This is a genomic window from Streptomyces sp. NPDC006283 (assembly GCF_040613325.1).
Taxonomy (GTDB): domain Bacteria; phylum Actinomycetota; class Actinomycetes; order Streptomycetales; family Streptomycetaceae; genus Streptomyces.
In genome coordinates, this window is sequence record NZ_JBEXRZ010000190.1 from 1 (window position 1) to 14131 (window position 14131).

Sequence of the window (14131 nt, forward strand, 5' to 3'; positions counted from 1 at the left end):
GGCCTTCTGCGTCCACTCGGTGAACCAGGGGGCATCACGGGGCTGGGTGACGGTGAGGTCGGTGCCCGGAATGTCCACGCGTCGTTCTCAGCTACGTCGAACGTTGCGTCCCACGCGATTCAGCCCGGTGTCAGCTGCAGCCGCTGGTCGAGCCGCAGCCCTCGCAGATGTAGCAGGACCCGGCACGCTGCATCTTCGTCCCGCAGGAGAAGCAGAGCGGTGCGTCTGCGCTGATACCGAGCTGCATCTCGACGAGTTCCGCGGAGGTGTGCGCCTGCTTGGGTGCCGGTACCTCGGCCTGTGGGGCGGTGACGGCCTTCAGCGGCTCCTGCTGTCGCGGCGCCGACTGGGCCAGTGCCTCGACGTCCATCTCGTCGTCCTCGAGCGACGGCTCGTACGAACCGGTCTCCAGGTGGCGCTGGCGCTCCTCGGCCGAGTGGATGCCGAGCGCGGATCGGGTCTCGAAAGGCAGGAAGTCCAGCGCCAGGCGACGGAAGATGTAGTCGACGATGGACTGGGCCATCCGCACATCCGGGTCGTCCGTCATGCCGGCCGGCTCGAAGCGCATGTTGGTGAACTTCGAGACGTAGGTCTCCAGCGGAACGCCGTACTGCAGACCGACCGAGACGGCGATGGAGAAGGCGTCCATCATGCCCGCGAGGGTCGAGCCCTGCTTGGACATCTTGAGGAAGACCTCGCCGAGGCCGTCGTCCGGGTAGGAGTTCGCGGTCATGTAGCCCTCGGCGCCGCCCACCGTGAAGGAGGTGGTGATGCCCGGGCGGCCCTTGGGGAGGCGCTTGCGGACCGGTCGGTACTCGACGACCTTCTCGACCGCGGCCCGGATCGTCTCCTCGGACTTCTCGGTCACCTCGGCCTTCTCCTGCTCCTTCTTCTTGGCGGAGAGGGGCTGGCCGACCTTGCAGTTGTCGCGGTAGATGGCGAGCGCCTTGACGCCCATCTTCCACGCCTCGAAGTAGACCTCTTCGACGTCCTCGACGGTTGCGGTCTCGGGGAGGTTGACCGTCTTGGACAGCGCGCCGGAGATCCAGGGCTGGATGGCGGCCATCATGCGGACGTGACCCATCGCGGAGATGGATCGCTCGCCCATGGCGCAGTCGAAGACCTCGTAGTGCTCGGGCTTCAGGCCCGGGGCGTCGACCACATTGCCGTGGTCGGCGATGTGGGCCACGATCGCCTCGATCTGCTCCGGCTGGTACCCGAGGCGGCGCAGTGCCTGCGGGACCGTGCCGTTGACGATCTGCATCGAGCCGCCGCCGACGAGCTTCTTGAACTTGACCAGGGCGAGGTCCGGCTCCAGGCCGGTGGTGTCGCAGGACATCGCGAGACCGATGGTGCCGGTCGGGGCGATGACCGACGCCTGGGCGTTGCGGAATCCGTTCTTCTCACCAAGGCGGATCACGTCCTGCCAGGCCTCCGTGGCGGCGGCCCAGATCGGCGTGTCCAGGTCGTCCATGCGGACGGCCACGGCGTTGGCGTCGGCGTGCTGCTTCATGACGCGCTGGTGCGGCGCGGCGTTCCGTGCGTACCCGTCATACGGACCGACGACGGCGGCCAGTTCGGCGGAACGCCGGTAGGAGGTGCCGGTCATCAGGGAGGTGATGGAGCCGGCGAGCGCGCGACCGCCGTCGGAGTCGTAGGCGTGACCCGTCGCCATCAGCAGCGCGCCGAGGTTGGCGTAGCCGATGCCGAGCTGGCGGAAGGCCCTGGTGTTCTCGCCGATCTTCTGGGTCGGGAAGTCCGCGAAGCAGATGGAGATGTCCATCGCGGTGATGACCAGCTCGACAACCTTGGCGAAGCGCTCGACGTCGAAGGACTGGTGTCCCTTGCCGTCATCCTTGAGGAACTTCATCAGGTTCAACGAGGCCAGGTTGCACGAGGTGTTGTCCAGGTGCATGTACTCGCTGCACGGGTTCGAGCCGTTGATCCGGCCGGACTCGGGGCAGGTGTGCCAGTGGTTGATGGTGTCGTCGTACTGGATGCCCGGGTCGGCGCAGGCCCAGGCCGCCTCCGCCATCTTGCGGAAGAGGGACTTGGCGTCCACCTCCTCGATGACATCACCGGTCATACGGGCACGCAGACCGAACTTGCCGCCCGACTCGACCGCCTTCATGAACTCGTCGTTGACGCGCACCGAGTTGTTGGCGTTCTGGTACTGGACGGACGTGATGTCGTCGCCGCCCAGGTCCATGTCGAAGCCCGCGTCGCGCAGCGCGCGGATCTTCTCCTCTTCCTTCACCTTGGTCTCGATGAAGTTCTCGATGTCCGGGTGGTCGACGTCGAGGATGACCATCTTGGCCGCGCGGCGCGTGGCGCCGCCCGACTTGATCGTTCCTGCGGACGCGTCGGCACCCCGCATGAAGGAGACCGGACCCGAGGCGTTGCCGCCGGAGGAGAGCAGTTCCTTGGAGGAACGGATACGGGAAAGGTTCAGGCCGGCGCCGGAGCCGCCCTTGAAGATCATGCCCTCTTCCTTGTACCAGTCGAGGATCGACTCCATGGAGTCGTCGACGGAAAGGATGAAGCAGGCGGAAACCTGCTGCGGCTGGGGCGTGCCGACGTTGAACCACACCGGGGAGTTGAAGCTGAAGATCTGGTGCAGGAGGGCGTACGCCAGCTCGTGCTCGAAGATCTCCGCGTCGGCGGGCGAGGCGAAGTAGTTGTAGTCCTCGCCGGCCTTGCGGTAGGTCTTCACGATGCGGTCGATCAGCTGCTTGAGGCCGGTCTCGCGCTGGGGGGTGCCGACGGCCCCGCGGAAGTACTTGCTGGTGACGATGTTGACCGCGTTCACCGACCAGAAGTCGGGGAACTCGACGCCACGCTGCTCGAAGTTCACCGAGCCGTCACGCCAGTTGGTCATGACGACGTCACGGCGCTCCCAGACCACCTCGTCGTACGGATGCACGCCGGGGGTGGTGTGGACGCGCTCGATACGCAGGCCCTTGCTCGCCTTGGATCCCTTGGCTCGGGACCCTCGTGCCGGGCCGCTCGTCGTCTCGGTCATGCCGCCTCCCATATACGGGCAAAAACGCCCTGAAGTGCCCAGTTCTTCCCGTGGCACGGTTTGTGTCTGTTGCTCCGGCCGCCGCGCACAGCGCCCGCGAGCAGGTCCTTTGCCGCCCTGAGCCGACCGACGGGTCCGATCCGGACCCGTTCCGTCAGCCGTGTCGCTCAGTCGGCGGCGGTGGCGGGCACAGGGACCTCAGCGGTCCCGCCGCTCCCGCCTTCCTCAGCTGGAGGCCGGCCGGCACGGAGCTCCGCGATGGCGGCCTCGAAGTCTTCGAGTGAGTCGAATGCCCGGTACACGGACGCGAAGCGCAGGTAGGCGACGAGGTCGAGTTCCTGCAGGGGGCCGAGTATGGCCAGACCCACGTCATGAGTGGTCAGCTCGGCGCTGCCGGTGGCACGCACGGCCTCCTCGACCCGCTGGCCGAGCTGGGCGAGAGCGTCCTCGGTGACGGGCCGCCCCTGGCATGCCTTGCGCACGCCGGAGATGACCTTGGTGCGGCTGAAGGGCTCGGTCACGCCACTGCGCTTGACCACCATCAGCGAGGCGGTCTCCACCGTCGTGAAGCGACGGGAGCAGTCCGGACACTGCCGACGCCGCCGGATCGCCGTTCCGTCGTCCGTGGTGCGACTGTCGACGACGCGGCTGTCGGGGTGCCTGCAGAAGGGACAGTGCATGGCTCCCAACCCCTCCTTCACAGCACGACCGAATAGCCCCGGTGGGCTGTTTCCGAGCCCCACGAAGCAGCCACCAGCATAGGCGATGCCCTCACCGCTGAAGCACCAGGGACACAACTTCTGGGTGGCGAACCCAATGCGACCACTAGATCTGGGGTTTGCTGCATCTCCAGCGCGCTACGCGTGTCGCACCGGAGCGGCCGGAAAACCGTCACGGACACTGCCCGTGCCGCCCTTCTGCACGGAGCGCGTCGAGCCACCCCGGCCGCGCGGCTCGACCCCACGAACGACGACACGGCAGGGCGCGGAGAGGGAGGGACGGGCGCGGCTCCGTCGGTCGGACACGGTCGGATGCCAGACTGTCGACGACCCGCCGACGCGGTCCCCAGTGGCGACGGATACCGTGACGGTCTGCAGGATCCCGGTTCGATCATTCGCACATACACCCAGCTGAATGCCCACGTCAGGCAATCTGCGATTTTTCACTCGAACGTGTGTTTGGCGCAACCTTTCGAAACCAACTACCGTTGTCAAACCAGGGAGACCATTCGAGAGGGGCCGACGTGACCACCACCGCAGACAGTGCCACCATCACTGCCCAGGACCGCTCACAGAGCCGATTCGAGTCGGTGCATGCCATGAATGACGCAGCCACGACCCCGGAGGGGCCCAAGCCCACCCGCTCGCTGCCCGGCCGACCTCCAGGAATCCGGGCGGACAGCTCAGGTCTCACGGATCGGCAGCGGCGCGTCATCGAGGTCATCCGCGACTCCGTGCAGCGGCGGGGATACCCGCCGTCGATGCGTGAGATCGGCCAGGCGGTCGGCCTGTCGAGCACCTCCTCGGTGGCTCACCAGCTCATGGCTCTCGAGCGCAAGGGTTTCCTGCGCAGGGACCCCCACCGCCCCAGGGCGTACGAGGTCCGCGGCTCCGACCAGCCCAGCACTCAGCCCACGGACACCACGGGCAAGCCCGCCGCCTCCTATGTACCCCTCGTCGGCCGGATCGCGGCAGGTGGCCCCATCCTCGCCGAGGAGTCCGTCGAGGACGTCTTCCCGCTCCCCCGCCAGCTCGTCGGCGACGGTGAGCTCTTCGTGCTGAAGGTCGTCGGAGACTCGATGATCGAAGCGGCGATCTGCGACGGCGACTGGGTGACCGTCCGCCGCCAGCCCGTCGCGGAGAACGGCGACATCGTGGCCGCCATGCTGGACGGCGAAGCCACCGTCAAGCGCTTCAAGCGGGAGAACGGCCATGTCTGGCTGCTCCCGCACAATGCCGCGTACCAGCCCATTCCCGGTGACGAGGCGACCATTCTCGGCAAGGTGGTGGCGGTGCTGCGGCGCGTGTGAGACCACCCGCCGGCCTCGAACCGGGCCCCGGGACCACTGCGCCGGTCCCGGGGCCCTGCTCATGTCCGCCGGCATGCTGTTCTCAGCGCGGAGGGTCGTCCCGATCTGCCCCTCGAGCATGGCCACAGCCTGCCCCCGAACACGCGGCTACTTGCCCTCCTGCTTCGCGGCAGCATCGATGGCCGCGAGCGATCGGCGCACCTGGTTGCGGTCCGTCGTGTACCAGAAGTCAGGCAGCGAAGCTCGGAGATAGCTGCCGTAGCGGGCATTGGCGAGCCGCGGATCGAGCACGGCGACAACACCCCGGTCGCCCGTCGCACGCACCAGCCGGCCGGCCCCCTGGGCCATCAGCAGCGCGGCGTGCGTCGCGGCCACTGCCATGAACCCGTTGCCGCCTGCCTCCTCCACTGCCTTCTGGCGGGCGCTCATCAAGGGGTCGTCCGGCCGCGGGAACGGAATGCGGTCCATGACGACCAGCTGACAGCCGGGCCCCGGCACATCGACTCCCTGCCAGAGCGACAGCGTGCCGAACAGACAGGTCTCCGCGTCCCCGGCGAACGTCTTGATCAACTCGCCCAGCGTCTCCTCGCCTTGCAGCAGGATCGGCTTGTCGATGCGACCGCGCAGCTCCTCCGCGGCGGCCTGGGCCGCCCGCATCGAGGAGAAGAGACCGAGCGTCCGCCCGCCCGCCGCCTCCACCAGCTCTGCGAGCTCGTCGAGCATGTCGCCCCGGGAACCCTCACGCCCCGGCGTGGCGAGGTGGCGTGCGACGTAGAGGATGCCCTGCTTCGGATAGTCGAAGGGCGACCCGACGTCGAGCCCCTTCCACTGGGGGACGCCCTCTCCCCCACTGCCCTCGGGCGCGAGACCCAAGGAGGCCCCCACGCCGTTGAAGTCGCCTCCGAGTTTGAGGGTGGCGGAGGTGAGCACCACGGACCGCTCCGCGAAGAGCTTCTCGCGCAGCAGCCCTGACACCGAGAGCGGCGCAACGCGCAGCGACGCTCCGAAACGGTCGTGCCGCTCGTACCAGACCACGTCGTACTCGGAGCCCATGGTGATCCGCTCGGCAACGGCATGAACATTCTCGACGGCGGCCAGAGCCTGCTTGCGCACGGCGTCCTCGTCCTGGACGGACTTGTCACGGGTGGAACCGAGCGCGCTGATCACGGTGCGTGCCGCGTCCCGCAGCGACGTCAGCGCATAGCCCAGATCCTCGGGGATCTCCTCGAGACGACCGGGCAGAGCGAGCTCCATGAGCCGCTCGAAGGACTCGGCGGCCGTTTGAAGGGCGTCCGCGGCCTTCTCGTTGACCAGCTTGGCGGCTCGGCGGACCGCACGGTTGACCTGGCCCGGCGTGAGCTCTCCCGTCGCCACACCCGTGACGCGGGACACCAGCTCATGCGCCTCGTCGACGATCAACACCTCGTGCTGCGGCAGCACCGGAGCGCCCTCGATGGCGTCGATCGCGAGAAGTGCGTGGTTGGTGACGACGACGTCCGCGAGCTTGGCGCGCTCACGCGCCATCTCGGCGAAGCACTCGGCTCCATAAGCACATTTGGAAGCGCCCAGGCACTCCCGCGAGGAGACGGAGACCTGGTTCCAGGCGCGGTCGGACACGCCCGGCGTCAGGTCGTCCCGGTCGCCCGTTTCTGTCTCGTCGGCCCAGTCCCGCATACGGAGAAGGTCCTGGCCGAGCTTGCTGGTGGGCGCCGCGGCCTCGAACTGGTCGAAGAGAGCGTCCTCGTCGTCCTGCGGCATGCCCTCGTGCAGCCGGTGCAGACAGAGGTAGTTCGACCGGCCCTTCAGCATCGCGAACTCGGGCCGCCTGCGCAGCAGCGGATGCAGGGCCTCCACCGTCCGGGGAAGGTCACGCTCCACGAGCTGGCGCTGCAGCGCCAGCGTGGCTGTGGCAACGACGACCCTTTCGCCGTGGGCCAGGGCCGGGACGAGATACCCGAGGGACTTGCCGGTGCCGGTCCCGGCCTGCACCAGCAGATGGGAGTTGTCGTCGATGACCTCGGCGACGGCCTCGGCCATGGAGACCTGGCCTGGCCGCTCCACTCCGCCGACGGCGGTCACGGCGGAGTGGAGGAGCTCGGGGAGGGATGGCTTCGTCATAGCGCGACCAGCCTACGGGGCGCCACCGACATCAGGATCACGCGTGAGCCCACGGCGCCGGCGCCAAGGGGTTCGGGACCGTCTCGTGGACGGCCGCGTGCGGGCGCTCGGGGCGGTCCCGGTATCCGTCGAGATGAAGCCTGTTGCGGTTGAGGCACAGCCGCTCGATACGCGGGGTGAGCAGGTCGAACGTTACGTAGCGTTCCTTGAGCTCGGGGAAGCGGGCCTGGTGCCGGAGGATCTCCGCCCGTACGAGCGAGAAGAAGTGCTCCTCGGGCACATCCAGTTGCTCCTCGCACAGCGGCGCCAGATAGCGGAACACTCCCACGAAGAGCCCCGAGTGGATGAACTGGGTGAGAAAGTCCGGCTCCTCGGTGAGGAGGACGCGCCGCACGTCGTCGGGCATCGAGGCGTGCTCGGGCAGCGACTGGGCGCTCACGTTCACATCGTCGACGAAGTCCTTGATCGCGAGGCGGACGGGGACGTCGTGGTCGTCGAAGACCACAATGGCGTTCTCCCCGTGGGGCGAGAAGACCGTGCCGTAGCGGTAGAGGAAGTGGAGCAGCGGCGGAAGCAGTGTCGCGAAGAGCCTCTGAAGCCAGACGGTGGGACGCAGGCCGGACCGGCTGACCAGTTCGGCGGTGAAGGCTCGCCCCTGCGGGTCGGTGTGGAGCAGGGAGGCAAGGGTGCGGGCCCGCTCACCGGCGTCGAGGCGGGGCTGGAGCGGTTCGCGCCAGATGGCGCCGAGCAGTTCCCGGTACTGGTACGGCACCTCGGGGAGGCGGTCGTACAGCGGATGCTCGACGGTCACGGAGGCGACCTCGCCGAGCAGGATCACCCGGCACTCGTCGCGCAGGAACGGATCCGCGTCCCGCAGGTAGTGCACCCAGGAGGTGACGGCCGGCGCCGCGAGCGTGCGTTCGGTGGGCAGCCCTCGCCAGACCAGTGTGTTCAGGATGGACAGCGGCAGTTTGACCGTGTGGCGGTCGGGGCGGTCGACATTCACGAAGGTCCGGATGGACTGCTGGGGCAGCCGCAGATCACCGTCGGTGGGCAGCGGAACGATCTCGCCACGGGCGACGGCGGGCGCATACAGGGGAAGCAGCACCTCGTCCCATTGCCACGGATGGACCGGCAGGTACAGGTACGCGGCGGGGTCCAGGCCTCTGTCGCGCAGCACGGCGTCGAAGGTCTCGCGGGTCGGCGCGTCGAGCTCGCGGCCGTAGAGGTCCTCGGCATCGGCGAGTCCAGGGACGCCTCGGTAGGCCGCGAGGCCGACGGAGACCGCTATCCAGGGGAGGCGTGCGGGACGGCGGGCTTCGGGCGCCCACTGGGCTGTGTCGGTCGCGGAGAAGCCGATGCGTCCCTTGTTCAGGACCAGCCAGGGGTGGCCCGTCTGGTGGCCTTCGATGTCGGCGTAGTCGAGGTCGGCGAGCTGTGGGGCGGTCAGCGCGGTGTCCGCGAGCCGGGTGTCGGCGGTCAGGGTGAGGGACATTTCGCGCAGCAGATGGCCGAGCGTCGCCCCGTCGAGGCCGAGCAGTTCCCTCGCGCGGGCGAGGAAGGCGAGGGGGTCGCTGAAGCGGCGGCCTTGGCACTCGACGGACTCGGGGGCGATGCGCCAGCTGCCGTAGGCGCCCCGGCGCGCTCGGAAGGTGAGGACGCCGGTGTCGTCGATCCGGAGGGTGTAGAGGGCGCTCTGCGCCGCCGCTCCGGCGGTCTCTGTGGTCGGCTCCGAGGCGGAGGAAGACGTCGGAGCCGTCACCAGGACCGGCTCGATGATCTCTTCGTAGGCGAACTCGCCGAGCATCTTGGCCAGGAGGCGGGCAGCCGCCCGGTCCCAGTTCCGCTGGTTGAGACCGGGCGGGGTGAAGGGCACTGCGGCCGCCCGGCGGAGGTCGTCGGCGCTGGGGTTGGGCTCGTCGTGCGACATGTCGGTCGGTCCGGGTCGGCGGTCGGTGCGGCCGGTCTGGTCCCTCTGGTCCCTCTGGTCGGTCTGGTCGGTCTGGTCGGTCTGGTCGGTCTGGTCGGTCTGGTCGGTCTGGTCGGTGGGAGTGGAGCCGGTGGAGCCGTGGTGGGCAGGCGATGTCGGCACGATGACTCCTCGCATGGAACCGATACGGATCGAGCGGTGTATGGAAGACGGCGGGTGGTTCACAGCAGGTTCCGCAGGGCGCGGTCGCGGACCATGAGGGCGGCCCGTTTGCCGGGAAGGTCGAGCTCGGCCGAGTAGCGGAAGCCGGCGCTGAGAAACGCGGAAATGGAGGGGGTGTTGCGTAGGTCGGGCTCTGCGACGACGCGCGTGCAGCGAGGCCGATTGTCGAGAACGAGGTCGGAGACGGCTCGAAGGAGGGCGGAGCCGACGCCACGGCCGCGGTCGGCTACGCCGCCCACGAGCAGATGGATACCGGTGTCCTGGGGGCGCGCGGGATAGTGGCGGGCCAGCGGATCGAGATCGGCCCGGTAGATCTCGAAGTAGCTCATGGGGACGTCGTCCATGACGCCGAGGCAGGGGATGCTGCGGCCGTCGCCCGCGAGCTGCGCGCACAGGTGGGCGGCGGTGACGGAGTCCGGCCCCGACAGCTCCCAGAAAGCGGCCACTGCCGGGTCGTTCATCCAGCGGGTGATCACGGCGAGATCGCGCTCGAGGACCACGGGGACGAGTTGGAACGCGCCGACGGGCGTAACCGCCTGCCCCCAGTCGCCGACATTGCCCAGCAGGTTGCCCGTGGTGTCCTCGCCAGGGAGCCGCTGCCCGGAGGTCGCGGGTTCCCGGTCCCGGAGCAGCGCCGGGAAACCCTCCGGGAGCCGTAGGTCGAGGGTGTCCTCCGCGCCTCCTCCCGGCCGGGGGGCGGGACCGTGCCCGCTCTCGGTATACGCGTCGGTGGGCGGCACAGCGGCGCTCTCCTCTCGCGGTCGGTCGGATCTCTGTGCCTCAGGTACGAAGGGGGTTGGCGATGGTGACGTAGACGGACTGGGTGTCGACGGGACCGACGAGTTCGTCGAGACCGTGGAGCCGGGTGAGCAGGTTGGCCTTGCAGCGAAGCGTGGGCGTCTCCAGCAACTGGCGGGGCAGCGGCGACCCCATGTCCGCCGCCGACGCCAGGAACCGCCGGAACGCTGCGAGCAGGACGCGCTCGTCGGCGAGGCGCTGCGCCCCGAAGGCGCCGACCAGGCCGAGCACGTTGTTGATCCCGAGGTAGTAGGCGAACCGCTCGTCGGTGACGGCGTCGGGTACGAAGGTGTCGCTGTGGGTGCCGATGCCGGGGAGGCGGTCGTCGAGTCGCCCACGATGCGACTCGCGGAAGTAGTAGCCCTGGTTGTCCCGGTAGCGGCCACCCGTGGGCCAGCCTTCGGGGTCGAGCAGCACGAGCGTGTTCTGTTGGTGGGCCTCGAGGGCGATACCGGCTGTGGCATCCAGCCAGAGCACGGGACGCACGACCTGGTCGAGATAGCGCAGGAACCACTCCGCGGCCACGGCTGGGACGGGCCTGCCGGTGCGGGCGGCGAGCCACTCGACGGTTGCCGCCAGGCGCGAGTGCATCCCCGCCCGCCCGGGCCATGGCCGCGGGGCCGTCAGCGCCGCGATGCAGACGGCGTCGTCCCCCGGTCCGAACGGGTTGTGGCGGAGCATGACGTCGAGTCCGGGCAGCGGTTCCCCGTCTGGGGCGTCGACGGCGAGCCATGCCGGGTCGCGCACGATGTCGAATCCGGGGTGGGCGGCCCGCCACTGCTCGGCGAGGCCGGCGCGGAGCAGACGGTGGACCTCGACGCCTCGGCGGAGTTCCTTGCGGAGGTTCTCGCGACGGGAGTTGGTGATACGCAGCCCGAGGGAGAGCTTGAGCATGGCCGGGGCGCCGGGCCGGTGCACCGTACGGACGGAGGAGGTGGGGTACCAGCGATCGCCCTGCGGGCCGAGGTCGTGCAACAAGCCGGCGCTCACGAGAGCGGACACAGCGGGCCGGTGCCGGATGTCCTGAGCCTGCCAGGGATGCAGCGGCAGGGCAACGGCGTTGCCGGGGACGGGGAGGTCTCCCGCCAGTCGAGAAGTGAGCTGTTCCGCGGGGACGACACGACCCTGTTCGGTCCATGCCGATTCAGCGGCCAGGACGGATCTGTCGACAGCCATCCAGTGCAGCGGAAAGGAGCCGTACAACTCGGGTGAGTAGTTTCTGGCTTCGGCCTCTGTGAGTCCTTCGCGGCTCTTGGGCGTCGGGTGCAGCGGATGGCCGAGCAGCAGCGACTGTTCGGCGGTGAGGAAGAGGTCTGCCTCGGCCGGGGCCGCGGGCCGGTCGCGCCGGTCGGCGACGAACTGGGCCGTACGGCGCACGGAGTCGGCGACCCTTGCGACGAGATCAACTCCGTCGCCGTGGCCGGCTTCGCGCCCGAGCAGCGCGGCAACGGTCACGGCGTCGGCGCGGGTGGCCCCGTGCGAGCTGCCGTGCAGGGCGGGTGGCCCAAAGCGGTGCCATCCGGTGGCCGACCAGTAGTGGACCGGGACGATCAGCGCGGTGCCGCTGGCGTCGAGGGGGATGCGCAGGACTCCCTGCTCCGGCCGGGGCATGTCGTTCTCCCGCACCCAGCAGCGGAGCAGGTTCTCCACGGTTGCCAGGTCCGCGGCGCGGTGTGGGTCCGGATCGTCGAGGTGGTCGAGACGACCGGAGTGGGCATCCTGGTGACCGAAGCGTTGGTGGTCGAGGCGTTCGGCGGTGTCGTCACCGGTGGCCGTCGTTGCCGCCGCGCCGCCGCCTTGTTCGTCGAGTCGGGGGTCGTCGACGCACGGCTCGTCGAGGCACGGCTCGTCAGGACGGGGCTCTTCCAGGCGCGGCCCATCGAGGCGACCTGACTGACGGGGGACCGTCATCGACTCCATCGTGAGTGGGCCGCTCGCTCCACCCCCTCTGCGGTGGTGGCCGTTGGTGCCGTCCGAGGACTCGGGCGCGTCGGGTGCGGGAGTGGGGTTCACGGGAAGCTTCCTTGAGACGTTGTCCGGGTCAGTGGTCAGTGCGACTTCCGGGTGGCGCTACGGCGGTGTGCGGAGCCGTGGGATGCCGAGCCGCGGGGGGAGGAGCGCTCTGCGGCAGCCAGTGCGTCGGCGAAGCGGTCGAGGACGGCCACGGCTTGTTCATCGGTAATCGTGAGAGGAGGGAGCAGACGCACGACACCGGCCTGTCGCCCGCCGAGTTCGACGATCAGGCCCCGGCTCAGGCACTCCCGCTGCACGGCTGCCGCGAGTTCGGGTGCCGGAGGAGGGACCAGCGCGTCCGGGTCCGCGCAGTCCGTGTCGACGAGTTCCACGCCGATCATGAGGCCCCGGCCGCGGACGTCCCCGATGCAGGGGTGCGTCGCGGCGAGGCCCTGAAGGCCGGCGAGCATGCGCGAGCCGAGCGTCGCGGCCCGCTCGGCCAGTCGGTTCTCGCGCACGTAGGCGAGGGTGGCCGCACCGGCGGCCATGGCGAGTTGGTTGCCGCGGAAGGTGCCTGCGTGGGCACCGGGCTGCCACGAGTCCAGTTCCGAGCGGTACACGATGACGGCGAGCGGAAGGGAGCCGCCGATGGCCTTGGACAGCACCATGACATCCGGCACCACGCCGCTGTGCTCGACTCCCCAGAAGGTTCCGGTGCGACCCACTCCTGTCTGCACCTCGTCGGCGATCAGCGGGACGGAGCGGGAAGCGGTGAGGGCGCGCATCCTGCGCATCCACGCGTCGGGCGCCGGGATCACACCGCCCTCGCCCTGTACGGGTTCGAGAATCATCCCGGCCGGGCGGGGGACGCCGCTCTTGGGGTCGTCGAGCAGGCTCTCCGTCCAGCGGGCGGCGAGCTCCGCAGCCCGCTCGCCGCCGATCCCGAACGGGCAGCGGTAGTCGTACGGGAAGGGCAGGCGGGTGACCCGGACGTCGGTGGCGCCGCCCGAGGCTTCGAGCGCCCCGGCCGTCATCCCGTGATAGGCGCCGGTGAAGGCGAGCAGGCCGCTGCGGCCGGTCGCCGCCCTGACGAGCTTGAGGGCAGCCTCGACGGCGTCGGTGCCGGCGGGACCGCAGAACTGGATCCGCGCATCCTGTGCCAGCGGTCCCGGAAGGGTGGCGAACAGCTCGGTGGTGAAAGCGTCCTTGACGGGTGTGGCCAGGTCGAGGATGTGCAGGGGCGCACCCGAGTCGAGGACTTTCCTGATCGCCTCGAGGACGGCGGGGTGGTTGTGTCCGAGCGCCAGAGTGCCCGCGCCCGAGAGGCAGTCGAGATAGCGCCGGCCGTCGGCGCCCTCGATCGTCAGGCCCCTGGCCCGTACGGGAACGATGGGCAGGGAGCGCGCATAGGTGCGGGCCGCCGATTCGCGGAGCGACTGCCTGCGCAGAATCCCCTCGTGAGCTGCGGTGGGCGCCCCCGGAGCAGGTTCCGTCACGGCCACGGCTGTTGGTCCTCCCGCTGTCACAGTTGCGTTGCACATCGGTACGGCACTTCTGTGCCGCGCCCCGGCGTTGAACGCTGTCCTCGCGTCCCCGCACGTACCAACGACGCGGGGAGCCGGGGATCACGGGCAATCGGAAGATCCTTGCGGTCGGGGAACCGCCGACCTGCTGCCTGCCGTCCCCATCGGCACCGGCATAGTGGGGGGCCGCACCCGGCTCCGGCTCCAGCGGTGCGGGCAGGGACCCTGTGTTCCAGAAGTTCCTGCACAATTCCGACAGTTCATCAGTTCAGCAGCACCGAAGTCCCAGGGGGATCAAGAGATGCGACCCATTCGCCCGATGCTGGCAGCGGCCTCGACGGCCGCTGTTCTCGCGCTGGCTGCCACCGCCTGCGGCCCGAGCGAGGACAACGCAGGCGACAAGCCGAGTGCTTCCGCGAGCCAGTCCGCCAATGACAAGATCACCATCCCGGACGACCTCAAGGACCGGCTCAAGGAGCGCGGGATCGACCTGGACAAGTGGAAGAACGGCGAGTGGAAGAACTGGGACAAGGACA

General features: G+C 69.3%; 9 protein-coding genes and 1 pseudogene. 3 read left to right on the top strand and 7 right to left on the bottom strand.

Annotated elements, in window-relative coordinates; genetic code table 11:
- Window positions 1-130: 130 nt before the first annotated feature.
- Both ABZ070_RS28630 and nrdR read right to left on the bottom strand, forming a co-directional pair.
- A complete protein-coding gene (locus ABZ070_RS28630) occupies window positions 131-3022 on the bottom strand; it encodes a vitamin B12-dependent ribonucleotide reductase (protein WP_356638230.1) in 2892 nt (963 codons plus the stop codon).
- 167 nt (window positions 3023-3189) lie between these two features.
- Window positions 3190-3702, bottom strand: a complete 513-nt coding sequence (gene nrdR / locus ABZ070_RS28635; protein ID WP_356638231.1) for a transcriptional regulator NrdR — start codon at window positions 3700-3702, stop codon at window positions 3190-3192.
- 563 nt (window positions 3703-4265) lie between these two features.
- Here nrdR and lexA point away from each other — a divergent pair.
- Window positions 4266-5051 carry a transcriptional repressor LexA gene (gene lexA / locus ABZ070_RS28640; RefSeq protein ID WP_356638232.1) on the top strand — a complete coding sequence of 262 codons (786 nt, stop codon included), beginning with the start codon at window positions 4266-4268 and terminating at the stop codon, window positions 5049-5051.
- A gap of 147 nt (window positions 5052-5198) precedes the next feature.
- Here the strand turns inward: lexA and ABZ070_RS28645 are convergent, their stop codons facing one another.
- From ABZ070_RS28645 to ABZ070_RS28660, 4 genes are all read right to left on the bottom strand, one after another.
- Window positions 5199-7169 (bottom strand): ATP-dependent DNA helicase, encoded by a 1971-nt coding sequence (locus ABZ070_RS28645; protein ID WP_356638233.1) that lies wholly within the window; start codon window positions 7167-7169, stop codon window positions 5199-5201.
- Between the two features lie 37 nt (window positions 7170-7206).
- Window positions 7207-9099 carry an IucA/IucC family siderophore biosynthesis protein gene (locus ABZ070_RS28650; RefSeq protein ID WP_356638238.1) on the bottom strand — a complete coding sequence of 631 codons (1893 nt, stop codon included), beginning with the start codon at window positions 9097-9099 and terminating at the stop codon, window positions 7207-7209.
- 221 nt (window positions 9100-9320) lie between these two features.
- Window positions 9321-10061 carry a GNAT family N-acetyltransferase gene (locus tag ABZ070_RS28655; protein ID WP_356638234.1) on the bottom strand — a complete coding sequence of 247 codons (741 nt, stop codon included), beginning with the start codon at window positions 10059-10061 and terminating at the stop codon, window positions 9321-9323.
- Between the two features lie 40 nt (window positions 10062-10101).
- Complete coding sequence (locus ABZ070_RS28660) at window positions 10102-11769, bottom strand: IucA/IucC family protein (RefSeq protein ID WP_356638235.1); 1668 nt, start codon at window positions 11767-11769, stop codon at window positions 10102-10104.
- A 21-nt stretch (window positions 11770-11790) separates the two neighbouring features.
- Here ABZ070_RS28660 and ABZ070_RS28665 point away from each other — a divergent pair, with 21 nt between their 5' ends.
- Window positions 11791-12012 carry a hypothetical protein gene (locus ABZ070_RS28665; protein ID WP_356638236.1) on the top strand — a complete coding sequence of 74 codons (222 nt, stop codon included), beginning with the start codon at window positions 11791-11793 and terminating at the stop codon, window positions 12010-12012.
- 155 nt (window positions 12013-12167) lie between these two features.
- On the opposite strand, the gene ABZ070_RS28670 is transcribed toward ABZ070_RS28665, so the two are convergent.
- On the bottom strand, window positions 12168-13574 hold the full coding sequence (locus ABZ070_RS28670) for a diaminobutyrate--2-oxoglutarate transaminase family protein (RefSeq protein WP_356638237.1): 1407 nt from the start codon (window positions 13572-13574) through the stop codon (window positions 12168-12170).
- A 322-nt stretch (window positions 13575-13896) separates the two neighbouring features.
- On the opposite strand from ABZ070_RS28670, the pseudogene ABZ070_RS28675 reads away from it, so the two are divergent.
- A pseudogene (locus ABZ070_RS28675) lies at window positions 13897-14131 on the top strand (hypothetical protein); the annotation flags it as partial.